The following is a 15,852-nucleotide window of genomic DNA, read 5'->3' on the forward strand; positions in this document are numbered from 1 at the left end:
GATTCACCATGAACACCACGTCCAACGAGAAATCGTATTTCGACCTCCACACTTCTGGTATCGGCTACATCCAGCGAGCCCGTGAAGTACCCGTCCGGGGCGGCCGCCGAGCGCAGCCTTTCCTGGCATGCACCATCGCCGCGCTGGTCGGCCCCGCCAGGGACCCGAGCTACCGCTACTTCGACGTCAAAGTCTCAGGTGCCGAGGCCAAGAAGCTTGTCGAACGCTACATCGGCGTTGACGATTCCAAGCAGCGCCCGCTGGTGCGCTTTCGCCTCGGCGACATCTGGGGCGATGCGTACATCCGAGACAAGGGCGAGCACGCCGGGCAACCGGCCGCCAGCCTTAAGGCGCGGCTGCTCAAAGCCGAGTTGATCGATCGAACCGAGCTGGCTTCGATTGAGCAGCATGAGCTTGTCACTCGCGGCATCGGCTACCTCAGCCGCATCAAGGACGTCACGCCTAAAGATGGCGATCCGTTCCTGTCGTGCTGCGTCGCCGCCTTGGCCGGGCCCGTCGATGAACCGGACTATCGGTACTTCGACACCATCGTCACTACCCCCGAGGCCGGACATCTGGTTCGCCGTTGTGTCCAGGCCGTCGAGGCGGAGCGAAAAGTGCTGATCTCCTTCCGTCTGAACGACATGAAGGTCGATCCCTATCTTCGCACCAAAGGCGAGCATGCAGGGGAACCAGCGGCAAGCCTGAAGTCGACGTTGGTCCACATCGGTCTGATCAAGATCGACGGCACCAAGGTCTATCCGACGAGCCAGGCGCAAGCCGATGAGCCGCCGGCCCACGACGCACCCGCGTCCCAAGCCAGCAACGCCACGGAAGCTGCCGCTGACACCCCTTCCGAGCAACCTTCGCAGCCCGCAGAACGCGAGTTCGAAGGTGAAGCCCAGGAGCAGGAGCCGGCACTGGCTGCCTCGTTCTGATCTGGCAAGGCCCCACACGGGGTCTTGCCTTTTTCCTATTTCTCAAGGAGAACCATCATGGCAGCCACATCGGCCCCCACGAGATCAGTCCTACCCATCGTCGTCCCAGGCCAGCTCACGCTGCGCACTATCCGTGGAAAGAACGGCCCGTTCACGGTCGGTCGCCTTTCCACCCCTATCGGCGAGTTCGCGGTCAAGGATGCGGAGTTGGAGCAGTACCCCGAAGGCAAGTACGACGGGGATTTTGTCATTCGCTACATCTTTGCGAAGTCCTACCCGGTCGCGGGCGGTGCGCGGTTTGAAGTCCGCGCGAGCCTCGACGGGATGACCCTCAACGGCATCGACAAACTGAGCCGCGACGAGGCACGCAGCTTCGGCACGCAAGACGTCGATCCGCTCGATGAAGAGCTGGGCACGCAGCCTACTGCAGCACCGGCCAAGTCCGTTAAAGCGCCAAGGCCCATCAAGCCCGCGCCCGTGCAGGCGTCATCGGACCCACTGATCGATACCACGCCGTTCGGCGTAGATGCGTCCCCACCCGCTACGGCCGCTGCCCCAGGCAGCGCCGACGACGGCGACGCGGCGCTATTCGGCCTGCTGTGGCCATTGGGCGAGTCGGTGAAGCTGGATTCAACCATTGACCGCCGCGCCTTGCGCGCGCAGATCGCCCGCTTGGGCGAACTGGGCTACGCGCTGGACTTCAAGACGCAAGAGTGGAGCCGCCAGGCCGAACTGCAACCTGCGTGATCACAGACATCGCATCTGCGATGCTCTTAATCCACCCGCCGGGGATTCTTCCCGATGCGGGGGAACCTCCGGCTTTTTTGGAGGTTACCCCCATGTCCAACATCGTTTCCGATATACCCCGTACCGCGCTGGATGAATCCGCGTGGCGGGCTCTCTGCGAGACAGCAGCCGCACAAGCCATCAAGGGTTGCGGACTGTCTCACGACTACTACGTTGAATGCTTCAGTTCGGCGATCGACACGCAAGCTGGTCGGCTACCAGAAGACCAGCGCGTGCAGGCTTTGCAGATTGCCCAGGAATGGGACTACGCAACACCTGCCGAGCTGCAGGTAGCCCAAGACTGGAATGCTGAACACGGCTACTGCCCGCACGGCATCGAACTGGGTTGCTGCCCATCTGGTTGTGGTTCGTATTGAGGAATCAATATGGACCTGATCTTGATGGTGCTCCCGCCTTCACTGCTGGAATTCGTTGAAGTCCAGTTGTCCAACGACGAAGTGTCCTCTGACGAAGAAATGCTGGAGTACTTCATCAACAGCGGCTTGACCAGACCACAGGCTGAACAGGCGCTGACCTATCGAAACCTGTACTTGAACAATATCTACATGCTTCGCCAAACGCCGATCCGTGTTGGCGATCAGTCACGCAGTTTCAGTCCACACCTCCGCTGGATCGAACCGATCTGACGGCTGTTTTTTTCTCTCCCTTGGGGCAGCACTTGCCTCATCGGGCGGTGCTGTTCCCGCTCATCCGAGGACACCACCATGCCCGCAAACACTTCTTCCACCACGCTGTATCGCATCGACGAATGCCCCGACGTGATGGCCGACGCCTGCGTCGGCGATGACCAGGGCAATCTGGTCTTCCTGTCGATCTGGGCGCGCGACACCGCCGTCCAGCAGTTCCTCGCTCGCCTGACCCTTGGGCGTAACGAACAGGGACTGGACCAGTTCCACATCATCAACGGCCAGGGGGGCAGCGTCCCGGTTTTCATCGGCAATGTCGATCGCCTGGAAAAGCGCGTCACGCGCGCCTACCGGAGGACGCTGTTCGGTTCGCTCTCCAACGTGTGGCTGTTCGACCGGCGCTGTATCAAGCCCGACAAGGCTAATGCCAGCGCACTGGCGCTGCTGCCGCGCGACAGCGCCCACCGGCTTGACCGCCTGTGGACATTGGTGCGCGACACCTGCCCGTTGCCGCTGCTCGATCACTGGCGCGAGACCGTGCTGGACCTGCTGCAAAGCCGCGAAATGCTGGGCCGCCTGCCGTTTGCCCTCGGGCCACTGGAAGGCCACCGGCTCGCCATCGACATGCCGGCGCTGACCCTCGCGCTGGGCTCGCTGATTCGCAGCGATGTTCTCACCGCCTACCCCTTCCCGGCCAGGATCTGGACGCCGGAAGCGATAGCGGCCTGATCCACGCCACGGAAGCACGAATCGAGCGTGCCTTCCCTCATCTTCCCCGTCAACCAGGAGACTTTCATGGCCCTCATGTTCCCCCGGCTCGCAAGAAATTTCGCGAAGAACGGGTACTACCCGACTGACGAACCCACGCTCGAAAGAGCCCTCAACGCACTGATGCCCTGTGATCATGGGCCGATGTGCATCCTCGATCCCTGCGCCGGCGAAGGCGTGGCGATCGCCGAAGCTGCCCACGCCCTCGGGCGTGAGCATGTCAAGGCATTCGCCGTCGAGTTCGACGCGGAGCGGGCACGCCATGCCCGCAGCCTGGTCGATCACTGCCTGCACGCGGACCTGATGGACACAATGGTCTCCAAGCAGTCCTTCGGGCTGCTCTGGCTCAACCCGCCGTATGGCGACCTGTCCAAGGATGCCAACGGCAACATCGGCTATCAAGGCCAGGGCCGCGCCCGCCTCGAAAAGCTCTTCTACCAACGCACCTTGTCGCTGCTGCAATACGGCGGCGTGCTGGTCTTCATCATCCCCGGCCACGTGCTCGATGCGGAGCTGGTCGGCTGGCTGACGCGCCACTACACGGATCTGCGGATCTACCGAGCGGTGGAAACGCAGTTCAAGCAGGTGGTGATCTTCGGCCGCCGGGTACGCCAGCGCGAGCAGGCACCGGATTCGGCGAAGGTCGTGCGCCATCTGCTGCTGCAGATCGGGCAAGGCGATGCCGAAGCCGAAGAGTTGCCGCGCGAATGGCCGTTCCTGCCATACATCGTCCCCGCCAGCCTTGCAGAGCCGGAGAATTTCTTTCGCATAACGATGGAGCTCGATCAATTCGCCGACGAAGTGCGCCGGCTACAAGGCCTCTGGCCGTCGCTCGACACGCACCTCGGGGCATCGCAGCAATCGCTGCGCCCACCGGCGCGGGCCTTGTCCCACTGGCATCTCGCCCTGGCTTTGGCCGCAGGAGCGATTTCTGGCGTGGTGCGCTCGAAATCCGGGCGCGTGCTCGTCGTCAAAGGTGACACCCACAAGGACAAGACGCTGCAGCGGGAATTCACCGAACGCGAAGACGGCTCGATCGCCGAGACCCGCATCCTCACCGACAAGTTCGTGCCCGTCATCCGTGCGTGGGACATGACACCTGAGTCTCCAACACGAGGCGAGGTGCTGACCATTCGCTAAGTTTGACTACATAGGAAACCTATCTTTTAACTGAATCTCATCTGAGGAGAACCACCATGTTTGCACGTCTTTTCCAACTGTCCGCACCGCAAAAACAACCATTGTTCGCACCCGCCTCGTTGCAGTTGAGCGAGAAGGTGCATTGGCTGGCCCGCCGAGGCCTCATCGATCCCCTGGCCTATGTGCAGCGCCACGTACGCGGCGACTGGGGAGATGTCGATGAAGCCACTCGGCAAGCCAACAATGTCGCAATCCAGCAAGACAGCCTGATGATCTCGCGATTCAGGATTACGTCCGAATTGGAGCTGGTCATCATGACCAGCGAAGACCAGCAGAAAACCGTGGTCCAGCTTCCCGAAGAGCCGGACCTGATCTAAAGGCGCTATACCGCCATCTTCATCCACCCACTGGGGCCCAGTCGCCCCGCAGGGGTGCCGTGGCCCTTGATTGCATCGAAAGAGAACCACCATGGCACTCGCCATTTCCAACCTCGCGCAAGCACGCTTTAACGCGGGTTCCATCGTCATGACCGAAGGCGTTCACGCGTTGGTCCAAACCGGCCGGCTCAACCCGGCACCGTACCTCCACCGCCACCTCAGTGGCGACTGGGGCGACCTCCACGACAGCGACCGGCAGCAGAACGATGCCGCGCTGAAGTCCGGCAACGACCGCCTGCACTCGTCCTACCAAGTCAGGCCCGACCTGGCGCTCTGGATCATCACCGAGTGGGATCGCAGCGTCACGACGCTGCTGCTGCCCAGCGAGTACTGATCTTCTCCGTACGGCGGTTACCTCTACCACCCGCCGCTCTTTTTCCCAGCATGGGGCATGCTATCGCCCCGCTGGGGGTGGTGCATGCCCCATTTTCTTTGGAGCATCACCATGTCCCTCGATCTCGACACCGCCGCCGCCGACACCGCGCCCGTACAAGGCGAACTGCTCGACGCGGAATCCTCCCCTCTGAACCTGAGCCTTCAGGATTTCGTCACCGAATTCGGCGACGAACTGCTCGATTCGCTGAACCAAGCAAACCCGCCGGTCTACACCGGCCAGCCGCAGGCGCACCGGCAGCTCGTCGTCGCCAGCCTCAAGCGCCAGCTGTTCCCCGCTCAGGCCGAAGTCGTTCATGCCGCCGCCGAGCTGCTGATCGATCGCGGTGAACGCGCCGCGATCGTCAACGGCGAAATGGGCTGTGGCAAGACGACCGTTGGCATCGCCCTGGCTGCCGTGCTCAACGCCGAAGGCTACCGCCGCACCCTGGTGCTTTCGCCACCCCACCTGGTCTACAAGTGGCGGCGCGAGATCCAGGAGACGGTTGCGGGCGCCAAGGTATGGGTGCTCAACGGCCCGGACACCTTGGTCAAACTCATCAAGCTGCGCGAGCAGCTGGGTGTGCAGCCCACGGGCCAGGAGTTCTTCGTCCTGGGCCGAGTGCGGATGCGGATGGGCTTCCACTGGAAACCTGCCTTCACCCAGCGACGCACCCGCCACGGCGACGTGGCGGCTTGCCCGGACTGCGGCACCGTGATCACCGACCTCGATGGCGAACCGGTCAACCCGGTTGAGCTCGAAGCCGAGGAGTACCGCAGGAAGTGCGGCCATTGCACCGCGCCCCTGTGGACGCTGATCCGCCCGCGCAGTCCGTCCGGCAGCGACCAGTCCTCGGCAGTCCTCAAAGCCTTGAAACGCATCCCGACCATTGGGGAAGTCACCGCGCAGAAGCTGATGCAGAAGTTCGGTGACGGCTTCCTCGCGTCAATGCTCGGGGACAACATCCACGAGTTCATCAACCTCATGGACGGCAACGGCGAGCTGGTGTTTTCCGACCGTCAGGCCACGCGCATGGAACGCGCGATGGCCAACATGGAGTTCGGCTTTGGCGAGGGCGGCTACCAGCCCAGTGAGTTCATCAAGAGGTATCTCCCACAGGGCACGTTCGACCTGCTTATCGCCGATGAGGCCCACGAGTACAAGAACGGAGGCAGTGCCCAGGGCCAGGCCATGGGCGTGCTGGCAGCGAAAGCACGCAAGACGTTGCTGCTGACCGGCACGCTGATGGGCGGCTACGGAGACGACCTGTTCCACCTGCTGTTCCGAGCCCTTCCGGGGCGGATGATCGAAGACGGCTACCGCCCCAGCACGAGCGGCAGCATGACCTCGGCCGCGATGGCGTTCATGCGCGATCACGGTGTCTTGAAGGACATCTATTCCGAAAGCACCGGCACGGCGCACAAGACGGCCAAGGGCTCCAAGGTATCGGTGCGCACGGTCAAGGCCCCGGGCTTCGGCCCCAAGGGTGTGCTGCGTTGCATCCTGCCGTTCACGATTTTCCTCAAGCTCAGGGACATTGGCGGCAACGTCCTGCCGCCGTATGACGAAGAGTTCCGCGAAGTCGCGATGGACACGGCGCAAGCCGCGGCCTACCGCGCTCTGGCGGGCCGGCTGACCGCGGAGCTGAAACAGGCTCTGGCGCGGCGCGATACGACCTTGCTCGGCGTGGTTCTCAACGTGCTGCTGGCCTGGCCGGATTGCTGCTTCCGGCCGGAGACCGTCACCCATCCGCGCACGCGCGCCACCCTGGCGTTCGTCCCGGCTCAATTCTCCGAGTTCGAGATCAGCCCCAAGGAGCGTGAGCTGATCGAGATCTGCAAGCAGGAGAAGGCGCAGGGCCGCAAGGTCCTCGCCTACACGGTCTATACCGGCACGCGCGACACCACGTCGCGCCTGAAGGTGCTGCTGGAGCAGGAAGGCTTCAAGGTTGCGGTGCTGCGCGCGAGCGTGGACGCCAGCCGCCGCGAGGACTGGATCGCCGAGCAGCTGGACCGTGGCATCGATGTGCTCATCACCAACCCCGAGCTGGTCAAGACGGGGCTGGACCTGTTGGAGTTCCCGACGATCGTGTTCATGCAGTCGGGCTACAACGTGTATTCGCTGCAGCAGGCAGCACGCCGTTCCTGGCGCATCGGGCAGAAGCTGCACGTGCGCGTGATCTACCTGGGCTACACCGCTACCTCGCAGATGACCTGCCTGGAGCTGATGGCCAAGAAGATCATGGTCTCGCAGTCGACCTCGGGCGACGTGCCTGAGTCCGGGCTCGACGTTTTGAACCAGGATGGCGATTCTGTCGAAGTCGCTTTGGCCCGACAGCTGGTTGCTGCCTGATTAGATGCAGTATTTTTCCGGCGCCCTCACGGGCGCCGTTTTTTTATGGTTCTTTGCGGATTCTCGGGGATGTCGCTTGCCGCCCCGGAGCGGACAGTCCAATTTCCGGTAGCGGCCATTCACCAGCTCTGCAACCCGGCTCGGCGGATTGAGAGCCGCCAGTAATCGGCCCTGTATGCTTCGCGCATTCGGTCAAGTGTGTCCCCGTGCGCTCCACGAATCACTCACCAGTCACCTGGATTAGACAATACGCTGTCCGTCCGTGCGAATTTTCGAAGCTCTTCGACACGCTGCTTGGTTACACGAAGTAAGCAGCTCTGAATTTGGTAGCCGTGAGCGATTCCGCGGTAATACTCGGCAGCAATTCTGCAGTTCGCGTCACGAAAGGTGATCCAGGCACGTTCGGAGGCAATGAGCGCACGCCTCACTTCCGGCTGCGTTCTTAACTGCTGTAGAAGCCCCTGATAGATGAGGTTGAGCCGAGCATCAGCCCTGTCGGTGAACGCCTTCACACAGCTCGCAGGCTCGTTCGACGGGCAGTCAGGCTGAAGGTCGTCGGCGATCTCCAGGGTTGCAGTCAACTTTCGATATTCAATCCGTGCTGTGTCCGTCAACACTTCAGCTTGGGCATTCAGCGATATACACAAAATAAAGCCCACACTGGCAACGATTCTTCTTCGGGACATTCGGTTGATCCTTGGTAGTTTGGCGCATGCGTCGCCAAGGTACGTTACGCGCTATTCGATCAATGCTGCAACTCAAGAGGCGAACCTGTTGCTCGCCTAGTAGCCGATCGCGACGATGGTCACATTCAGCGGGGGGACGATTTCCTTATGTGAAGTCGACAGCCGCGTGATCTTGGCATCAATTGCAATTCCATCATTTAGAGCCGCTAACACAACCCTTGATACTTCGTTGCTTCGCCTTGTCGTACTACTGTACTGTCTACGGCTTCGCGCCTTGTCTCAACCGCAAATCTGCGATTTGCTGGGTTGTGTTAGCGGCTCTTAATACCATTGGTAAGTGCGAGCGTAGCAGGTTTTTCAGCAATCCTGTCTCATATGTTGAGCGTCCGTTCATGGCCAGTCGCTGGCAACATCGGTCGAGCATTGGTTCCCATTCTTTGCTGACTGGGTTGGATAGCATCGCCAAGGTGTCGGCATCGCACCACATTTCCTGTATAAACAGATGCGTCATATCGTCAGTCAGGGAGGAAAAGGATGTTTCAACAATTATTCAATCGCGTTGGAAGGAAATTCGACAACGTAAAGCTGCCGACTCGGTCAGACGAGATTGGCGACTACCGCAGCAATTTCGAGCAGGCGGTCGACTTCACGGCGGCTTGCGGGTTCAAGATGGCGCTGCCATATTGGGTCGACCGCGATATCCTGGGTGCCAATGGAGACTTCATCGAGCCGGCTTTTCGAGCTGGGGGCGTCGAAGACCCTGCAAAGGCAGCCGGCCAATGCCTGAAATGGTGTCACTATCTCGCGCCGCACTTTGAGCGGCAGCTAGGCGCCAAAGTCTGGGTGACTATCGGCCAGCTTTGGAAAGACGACCAGCAGATATTTTCGCCCACCTGGACCGACCTCAAGCGCTGGTGCAAAACCGGCATCACCCTTGCTGAACTCCATCAAGAGAAACGCCAAGGCATCAATCTGCATGCCTGGCTCACCGTCGAATCGGGAGAAATCATCGAACCGACGTTCGGCAGTTCGCTGGCCGCCTTTGCCGGGGACGCCTACGCGAAGCTGAGCGGTGCGGTGGTATGGGGGCGAGATCCCCATGTTCTGAACCATCACCGCTACTTTCCCATGGCTGTCGGCCAGGCATTCGCCGAGGCAATCGGCAACCGTTCGGAACTACCGCTGCTGGCAACCGACGCCACGAGTCTTCACAACTTTCCGATGATGTTGGTCGCGACGCATGTCGACAAGTAGGCGGGCCGCGCGGAGCCCTTTCCTCGAGCGGCTGGGCTACCTTCCATGCTCACATTGGGATGTTTCGTAGCTCCAGCGCCCTCCCAGATCAAGGCAGCTATCCACTTCCATCCACTCAGGAGGATAGAAAACCAAAATAAAAACAATCACCACCACTAGCAGAAGAATTATTTTTTTCATATTTGGCGAAAATCAATCGCGGAAGAATTGCCTGCCCCCTCCCGGCGCCATCAAAAGAAATCCTGCCGCCGCTTCCATCGCCACCAGCGAACGATCTTGCCAATTGCGGTTCCACCCAAGAGTGACCATCCCCAAACATAGCGATCGTTGCCATACAGCGGAACCAAGTCAAAAACATTAAGCAGTAAGAGACTTGGGGCGATAAAAAGGAGTGAGACCAGCGCTGCATTAACCATGGCGCTGGCAATCAACTGTGGCAATGTCCTACTGCCGAACAGCATGAACCCTGATGGCTCGCGGCGCTTTTCACTGTCAGAGGCTTGGGTTAGCCCAAAGAGGAATCCACAAGGCACAGTGATGAGAGAAATGGCGAGCCAAGAAGGAATCGGTGGTACAGGCATATACAGCCCCTCGTCGTGCAATAGTCCAATTGTGTCAGCTCAGGTGTGCGACTGGGTGCTGTCTTGGCCTCTCTGTTCGGCCTGGTGTGGCGAGTGTTGGCAGGGGAATTCCGTTTGCGTGCGGCGAAGAAACCTGCCAGCCCTGAGCCTGCCGATCACCCTGCCGACAAAACTCTTTCGACGGCGCCGCCCACTCCGCCTGCGCCAATGTACAAGCCTGCATCGCCGCTGGTAGCTCTGGCGTACCTTGCTCGGGCTCGCGGTTACCAGCACGGGCCGAAGATCTGGCGGCCGAGCTACTCCGCAGGACAGTCTCTTGCGTCCAAACCCAACGTGGGCCGTGGCTCCAGCTGTGCAGGAGCTGGGCCTTCTGCATCCCACTTAAGCTGCTGTATGGATTGCTGTTGGGAGTCGAGGGAACATAAGCGAGAGGGGCCAAGCTTATCGCCTCCCTCCATTACGCTTCGCCACGACAAAGAACAGAATCGACAAAATGGCAGTGACCAGACTCATAACCAATGCAATATACGGCTGCCTGCACCGGAAGGTCTCGGCAAACAGGGAAAACTCATTCTTGCAGTACCCACTAGCCAAGCTAGCCGACGAAAAAAACCACATTCCCGACCATAGGCAACAAAAAAGGCAGGCCACACCAAGAAATAGAAAAACCCACCTCCTCATTCCTTACAGCCCCAATAATCTAGATTTATTAATATAAACATAGGCAGACATAGCGCATACCAACCCTATCCCACCATACACTGCAATCATGGACCACCCATCCATCCCAGCATTTTTATCTGCGATTAACTTTAGTATTGAGCCCCTAGTTAACACCGCGAGCGCAATCAACCCATTAAATATCCCACCCGCCACGAATAAAAAAACAATCAGTTCGCGGGATATTTTTTCATTAACAACCCAAAAAAACAACAACGAAATTATGGATTGAATAAAAATTACAATTAGCGATATTCCACCAAAAATAAAAGAGGTCGCACCAAACCCCCTCCATGAAGAAATCGTAATCAAAACCGCCCCGACAACAGAAGACACAAGAGCAGGCATTAAAATATCAATCAATTTCATTGCTTCTCACACCCCATGTATTCAAATATATTTGAATCAACACTATTCCAAAGTGGCTTCGAGGCCATCTCGTTAATTTTCGGAAAATAGCCAGTCCCCTCTCCGTACGTATGTATAGTGACCGAGTTGCCATCATCTGTCACCCATCGCCTTACTATTCCGGGATATAGCAGGTGCCCAGGCTTCGTTATATTAACGACCATTTCCCCATTGTTTTTAACAACATGACGCACCGGGCCGACTGGAATTGCAAACCCTTCCTGCCCATCCTTGATAGGCTGACCGGAAGCTCCGGGGGCGGGATACTTCAGAAGTCCTTCTTTGGCATTGTTTAGCGTACAGCCTTTATTTATCTTGCTACATGAGTTAGTTACGTTATAGCTATGAAACAGCGAATTACCCTCATCAAAAGAGGGAATTCCATCGGAATCAACACCAATCACCCCGTCTTTGCCAGCAGTGAATAAGCCTAGCGGATCAATTTTTATCGCAGGATTTGAGATAGCGTAGCGATAGCCATTCAATCCACCATACAACCCAATAGGATCTTGGTTTGCATACTGTCCAAGTTTGGGGTCATAGTACCGATACCGGTTGTAGTACAGCCCCGTATCCCCATCCTCATGCTGCCCCGGCAGCCTGATTGGCTGATGCAGCTTCTTGGGGTTGTACTCCTGCTGCAAATTGCCCCAAGCGTCCAGTGCTGCGGCCCACTCGACCTCGCCTTGCTGGCTGATGAGCGCCTGGGGCGTGCCTAGATGGTCGCAGAGATAGTGCCGCACCTCAATGTGTTTGGCCCGCAGCGCCCGGCCCTCGTCCTGGTCTTGCTGCAGCAGCGCGAACTGGCTGACCATCAGCTCCCGCGCATCCTGTGCCATGTAGCGCTCAGCATTGCCCATGATCTGCTTTTGCGTGGCGGCCAGGTCGCGCAGCATGGGCTCCAGCGCATCGCGCACCATGGGATGCGCGATATGCCCCATGATTTCTTCCACCAGAGTGGCAGCTGCTTTTTCGGCGGCGGCGGGCCGCCTGAGCTGCAGCAGCGGCGTGAAGTGGCCCGGCTCGTAGACGGTGTGGATGAGTTCGGGCTGCGCGTTGCCGGCGCTGTGGCGCTCGATGTGCACCAGGCGGTCGCCGTCCCAGCCGTAGTAGTCCGTCCGCCCGATGCTACCGCTATCGCTGCCGTTATCTCTGCTGTATTTGGCCAGCCTGCGGCCAAAAGCATCGTAGCGGTAGCACTGGCGGCGCTGGCTATCACCCTCCTCGATGTAAATCTCGGTCAGCTGGTTGGCCGCGTCGTACGCCAGCACCATGCGCCGGCCGGTGGTCGCATCCACGCTTTCGGTGCGGTTGCCCCGGCTGTCGTAGCGGTAATGCAGTTGTGCGCCGCCACCGCCCGGGTCTTCGCTGTTGCTGTAGTTGCCTATTCGATTACCGGCCCAGTACAGCGCCGCGCTGCCAGGCTGCTCTTCCGGGGTGTCCGCGCCGTGCAGCACGTTGTAGTGAGGCTCCATCCAGTGCGGCTGGGCCTGATGAGGTTCGCCCGGCGTGGTGAAGCGGGCCTGATCGTGGGCGCGCTGCTGCGCCCGTTGGCGGTCGATGGTGGTGAGCTGGCCAGTGGGCTCCGTGGCTGCCCCGGGGGCCTTCCCTGCAATGATCGGCAGGCGGTTGCCCGCCGCGTCGAAGCACCATTGCTGCCGGGTACCTTGTGCGCCCTGGGCCTCGGTGAGACGGCCTGCGGCGTCGTAGGCAAAGCGGCTGGTGCCCGCAGGCGTTTCGATGCCCACCATCTGGCCCAGGCTGTCGTAGTGGTAGTGGCGCGAGGTGAGCATACCGACCAGGGCTTGCGGCGGGCGTACGTGGCGGGCCGCCTGGATGGGCGCATCCAGCATGTCGGCCGGCATGGCCGCGGGCAGGCCCGCCAGCCGCATGGCCCGCAGCCGCCCCGCCTCGTCCCATTCGAGCTGGCGGGTGAACTGCTGCGCCGGGGGCTGCATGCCGGCGGTACCGATATCCTGGCTCCACAAGCGCTTCGTTTCGCGGTGCAGCGCATCGCGCTCGAAGTCGACGAGGGTGTTGCCTTCCCACATGAGGCCGTGCACATGGCCCGAGCCGTAGAGCAGGTAGCCGACCTCGCCCAGCCCCTGCAACTGGCTGGCCTCCCGGTTGCCCAGCGCATCGAGCCGGTGGTTGATGCGGTGCTCGAATTCGATCACCGGGTCGGGCTTCAACGGACCGATGTTCGGCCGTGGGGACTGGAACAGGCGCTGTACCTCGCTGGTCACCCGGCCCATGCTGTCACGCTCGATCAGCGCCTGGCTCTGTAGCCATTCCAGCCCAGTGTCTGCATTCCATACGCTGGCCTGCTCCAGCTCCCCTGCGGGACTCCACTGGTAGCGGTGGATGGTGGCCGGCGCCTCGCCCGTGGCCGGCAGGTGCCGCGCGGCCAGCCGCCCGGCAGTGTCCCATTCATAGCGGGTGGTGTGTTCGGGCTGGCCTTGGTCGCCGGCCCAGCCGTCGCTCGACTGGCTCAGTTGCCCGGCCGCGTCGTACTGGTAGCTTTGCACCCGGGCGTCAAAGCCGGTTTCCTGGGTGAGCCGGTCCATGGCGTCCCAGGCGAAGTGGGTGTGCTCGCCGTTCTCGTTGGTGAGCTGGGCGAGGCGCCCGGCCGCGTCGTAGGCGAATGCCAGGCTGTGGCCGGCATGGCTGCGGTGCGTGAGGCGCCCCCACAGGTCGTATTCCATGCTGACCGACGCTGCCGTGGTGCTGGGGGCCGCGCTGTTGTGGCGGCCTGCCTGCACCTGGCTGACCCGGCCCTGGGCGTCGTACTGGTAGCGTTCTATGCTTTCGTCGGGATGGTGCACGGCCAGCAGCTGGCCCCGGTCGTTGTACTGGTAGCTGGTGCGCTCGCCCTGCGCGTTGGTCTCTGCCGCAGGCTGGCCCCAGCGGTTGTATTCGTAGTGGGTGGTGTAGTCCGAGCAGTCGGTGTAGCTGGCGAGCTGCCCGGCCGGGGTGTAGGCCAGCCGCTTGCTGCCGCCGCTGGCGTCGGTGATGCGGATGGGTTTGTCGGCGTTGAGCCGGTCTAGCGTCGGCTCGGGATACTCGAGGCTTTCCTCGCTGCCGTCGGGCCCGGTGATGCGGGTAAGCCGGTGGTGGTGGTCGTAGTGGTAGCGGATGGTGCGGCCAGCCGCGTCGGTGGCGCTTTGCAGCAGGCCGGTGTTGGCGTCGTGATTTTGGCTGCTGGTGCTGCCGTCATGGTTTTGGACTCCGAACAGTTCGCCTTCGGGGCTGATCCGCAGGTAGGTGGTGCGCCCGAGCGGGTCGGTGATGCCGCTGAGGTGACCGTAGGGATTGTAGCTGCGCCGCACGGTGCTGCCGTCTGCCCGCGTGTGTTCAACCAGACGCGCCAACCCTGACTCGCCCTGGAAGAGGTAGGCCTGCTGGCGGCCCAGGCTGTCGCTGACGACAGTGGCCGTGCGCGGCTGGCCCTCCAACTCGGGCAATGTCCGGTAGTCGAACCGGTAGTCAAGGCCCTGCTGGTTGCGCTGCTCGATCACTTTGCCGCCCGGCTCGTCGCGGTCGTAGGCGTAGTGGTGTTCAGGGCCATCGCGCTCTTGGTGGAACACCATGAGGTGGTTGCGCCAGCCAAAGCGGCGCACGACTTCGCCGTGGCGGTTCGTGACGGCGATGAGGTCGCCCTCGGCGCTGTAGGCGTAGCTGACCAGGGTGAGCGGCTTGGCGGCCTTCGTGCCCTGGTTGAGCAGCGGGTGGATGGGGTCGCTCACCAGGTCGATACCGCTCAGGCGCAGGCCGCTGTCGGCCTGCCAGAAGTGGCCCGAGGCGTAATGCCGGGCCTGCCGCGCGGCATGGGCTTGCGCATAGTGCAGCTGGTACTGGCGGCCCACGCCGTCTTCGATGGTGGTGATGCGCTGTGGGCCGTCGCTGTCGGTCCAGCGGTAGCGCTGCGAGCGGCCCAGGCGGTCGAGGGTGCCGAGCAGTACCCAGTGTTCGCTGGGGGCCGGCAGTGCTTCTGCTGAGGGAGCCTGCTGCCCCGGCTGGGCATGCAGGGCCTTGCGCGCGGTTTCTATGGCCTGCCAGTTGACGGGTGCGAAGATCCAGATCTGGTCGCCTTTGCCGCTGGCCGCGAGGATGAGGTGGGCGCTGCAGGCGAGGTCGCGGCGCACCCAGGCAAAGCGGCCGCTCCACCAGGCCGGGGCTTGTATGCCCGCTGTCGCAGGCTCGGAGGCTTCGGGCTCATTGGCGGTTTCGCCTGCGAACCGCGCCGCGCCACTGAGGCTGGCCAACTCCTGCGCCAGCCCTCCCGGGTGCATGCCGGTGCGCAGCAGCCAGATGTCTTCGCTGGGGCTGTGGATCGATTCGCCCACCGGCAGTGCCTCGAAGGTGATGGTGCGGCCCTGGCTGTCGTGCAGCAGGGTGGCATCGGGCAGCACGGTGAGCCGCAGTTCCAGCGAGGTGCCCCAGCCGTAGCCGAGGATGCCGCAGTGGCCGCCTTCGCTGGCGTTGACGTAGCTGCTGTACTGGCGCTGCCACACGAGGGGCATGGCGCCGGGCAGGGCAAAGTCCAGATCGGCGGCACCTGAAAGCACCTTGGCGCCGAGTTGGGGATTGACGGGGCTGCCGACCTTGACGCCACCGGGGCAGACGGAGCAGGCGATGCCGCCCTGGCTGCCGATGAGGACGGTGCGCGAGCCGGTGATGATCTTGCCGCCTTTGACGCTGTCGCTGATGCGCGCTGCTGGTTTACCGCTCATGAAATTTCCCTCTCTTGATGTGTGGTGGA

14 protein-coding genes are annotated in these 15,852 nt (G+C 61.3%); 10 read left to right on the forward strand and 4 right to left on the reverse strand.

Translation table 11 applies throughout. The features are described from left to right. The first annotated feature begins 8 nt into the window (after positions 1-8). The 9 genes from J8I33_RS13020 (at position 9) to J8I33_RS13060 (ending at position 7,441) form a co-directional block, all read left to right on the forward strand. Positions 9-938 (forward strand): DUF3577 domain-containing protein, encoded by a 930-nt coding sequence (locus J8I33_RS13020; protein ID WP_209936375.1) that lies wholly within the window; start codon positions 9-11, stop codon positions 936-938. Positions 939-995: 57 nt separating this feature from the next. After that, the gene (locus J8I33_RS13025; RefSeq protein ID WP_209936382.1) at positions 996-1,685 is read left to right on the forward strand and encodes a DUF3275 family protein; all 690 of its coding nucleotides are present in this window, start codon (positions 996-998) and stop codon (positions 1,683-1,685) included. Between the two features lie 92 nt (positions 1,686-1,777). Beyond that, the gene (locus J8I33_RS13030; protein ID WP_209936389.1) at positions 1,778-2,101 is read left to right on the forward strand and encodes a hypothetical protein; all 324 of its coding nucleotides are present in this window, start codon (positions 1,778-1,780) and stop codon (positions 2,099-2,101) included. A 9-nt stretch (positions 2,102-2,110) separates the two neighbouring features. Next, on the forward strand, positions 2,111-2,371 hold the full coding sequence (locus J8I33_RS13035; protein ID WP_209936394.1) for a hypothetical protein: 261 nt from the start codon (positions 2,111-2,113) through the stop codon (positions 2,369-2,371). A 78-nt stretch (positions 2,372-2,449) separates the two neighbouring features. Next, entirely contained in the window at positions 2,450-3,100 is a 651-nt protein-coding gene (locus J8I33_RS13040) for a hypothetical protein (RefSeq protein ID WP_209936399.1), read from the forward strand. A gap of 39 nt (positions 3,101-3,139) precedes the next feature. Next, positions 3,140-4,279 carry a DUF6094 domain-containing protein gene (locus J8I33_RS13045; protein WP_348636013.1) on the forward strand — a complete coding sequence of 380 codons (1,140 nt, stop codon included), beginning with the start codon at positions 3,140-3,142 and terminating at the stop codon, positions 4,277-4,279. Positions 4,280-4,335: 56 nt separating this feature from the next. After that, entirely contained in the window at positions 4,336-4,656 is a 321-nt protein-coding gene (locus J8I33_RS13050) for a methyltransferase (RefSeq protein ID WP_209936410.1), read from the forward strand. Between the two features lie 91 nt (positions 4,657-4,747). Beyond that, the gene (locus tag J8I33_RS13055; RefSeq protein WP_209936413.1) at positions 4,748-5,050 is read left to right on the forward strand and encodes a hypothetical protein; all 303 of its coding nucleotides are present in this window, start codon (positions 4,748-4,750) and stop codon (positions 5,048-5,050) included. 111 nt (positions 5,051-5,161) lie between these two features. Next, entirely contained in the window at positions 5,162-7,441 is a 2,280-nt protein-coding gene (locus J8I33_RS13060; protein WP_209936415.1) for a helicase-related protein, read from the forward strand. A gap of 224 nt (positions 7,442-7,665) precedes the next feature. Here J8I33_RS13060 and J8I33_RS13065 read toward each other — a convergent pair whose 3' ends face one another. After that, positions 7,666-8,127 (reverse strand): lysozyme inhibitor LprI family protein, encoded by a 462-nt coding sequence (locus J8I33_RS13065; protein WP_209936417.1) that lies wholly within the window; start codon positions 8,125-8,127, stop codon positions 7,666-7,668. A 534-nt stretch (positions 8,128-8,661) separates the two neighbouring features. Here J8I33_RS13065 and J8I33_RS13070 point away from each other — a divergent pair. Beyond that, positions 8,662-9,381 (forward strand): hypothetical protein, encoded by a 720-nt coding sequence (locus J8I33_RS13070; RefSeq protein ID WP_209936420.1) that lies wholly within the window; start codon positions 8,662-8,664, stop codon positions 9,379-9,381. Between the two features lie 230 nt (positions 9,382-9,611). On the opposite strand, the gene J8I33_RS13075 is transcribed toward J8I33_RS13070, so the two are convergent. From J8I33_RS13075 to J8I33_RS13085, 3 genes are all read right to left on the reverse strand, one after another. After that, positions 9,612-9,962, reverse strand: coding sequence for a hypothetical protein (locus tag J8I33_RS13075; protein ID WP_209936422.1), 351 nt, complete (start codon positions 9,960-9,962; stop codon positions 9,612-9,614). A gap of 684 nt (positions 9,963-10,646) precedes the next feature. Next, positions 10,647-11,051 carry a hypothetical protein gene (locus tag J8I33_RS13080; RefSeq protein ID WP_209936424.1) on the reverse strand — a complete coding sequence of 135 codons (405 nt, stop codon included), beginning with the start codon at positions 11,049-11,051 and terminating at the stop codon, positions 10,647-10,649. Beyond that, positions 11,048-15,823, reverse strand: coding sequence for an RHS repeat-associated core domain-containing protein (locus J8I33_RS13085; RefSeq protein WP_209936426.1), 4,776 nt, complete (start codon positions 15,821-15,823; stop codon positions 11,048-11,050). Before J8I33_RS13085 ends, J8I33_RS13080 begins: the two co-directional genes overlap by 4 nt. Positions 15,824-15,852: the final 29 nt, after the last annotated feature.

It is taken from the genome of Burkholderia sp. AcTa6-5 (assembly GCF_017815075.1).
Taxonomy (GTDB): domain Bacteria; phylum Pseudomonadota; class Gammaproteobacteria; order Burkholderiales; family Burkholderiaceae; genus Burkholderia; species Burkholderia sola.

Coding starts and splice junctions, on each gene's coding strand:
- J8I33_RS13020 (WP_209936375.1), top strand. CDS start 9: ATGAACACCACGTCCAACGAGAAATCGTATTTCGACCTCCACACTTCT.
- J8I33_RS13025 (WP_209936382.1), top strand. CDS start 996: ATGGCAGCCACATCGGCCCCCACGAGATCAGTCCTACCCATCGTCGTC.
- J8I33_RS13030 (WP_209936389.1), top strand. CDS start 1,778: ATGTCCAACATCGTTTCCGATATACCCCGTACCGCGCTGGATGAATCC.
- J8I33_RS13035 (WP_209936394.1), top strand. CDS start 2,111: ATGGACCTGATCTTGATGGTGCTCCCGCCTTCACTGCTGGAATTCGTT.
- J8I33_RS13040 (WP_209936399.1), top strand. CDS start 2,450: ATGCCCGCAAACACTTCTTCCACCACGCTGTATCGCATCGACGAATGC.
- J8I33_RS13050 (WP_209936410.1), top strand. CDS start 4,336: ATGTTTGCACGTCTTTTCCAACTGTCCGCACCGCAAAAACAACCATTG.
- J8I33_RS13055 (WP_209936413.1), top strand. CDS start 4,748: ATGGCACTCGCCATTTCCAACCTCGCGCAAGCACGCTTTAACGCGGGT.
- J8I33_RS13060 (WP_209936415.1), top strand. CDS start 5,162: ATGTCCCTCGATCTCGACACCGCCGCCGCCGACACCGCGCCCGTACAA.
- J8I33_RS13065 (WP_209936417.1), bottom strand. CDS start 8,127: ATGTCCCGAAGAAGAATCGTTGCCAGTGTGGGCTTTATTTTGTGTATA.
- J8I33_RS13070 (WP_209936420.1), top strand. CDS start 8,662: ATGTTTCAACAATTATTCAATCGCGTTGGAAGGAAATTCGACAACGTA.
- J8I33_RS13075 (WP_209936422.1), bottom strand. CDS start 9,962: ATGCCTGTACCACCGATTCCTTCTTGGCTCGCCATTTCTCTCATCACT.
- J8I33_RS13080 (WP_209936424.1), bottom strand. CDS start 11,051: ATGAAATTGATTGATATTTTAATGCCTGCTCTTGTGTCTTCTGTTGTC.
- J8I33_RS13085 (WP_209936426.1), bottom strand. CDS start 15,823: ATGAGCGGTAAACCAGCAGCGCGCATCAGCGACAGCGTCAAAGGCGGC.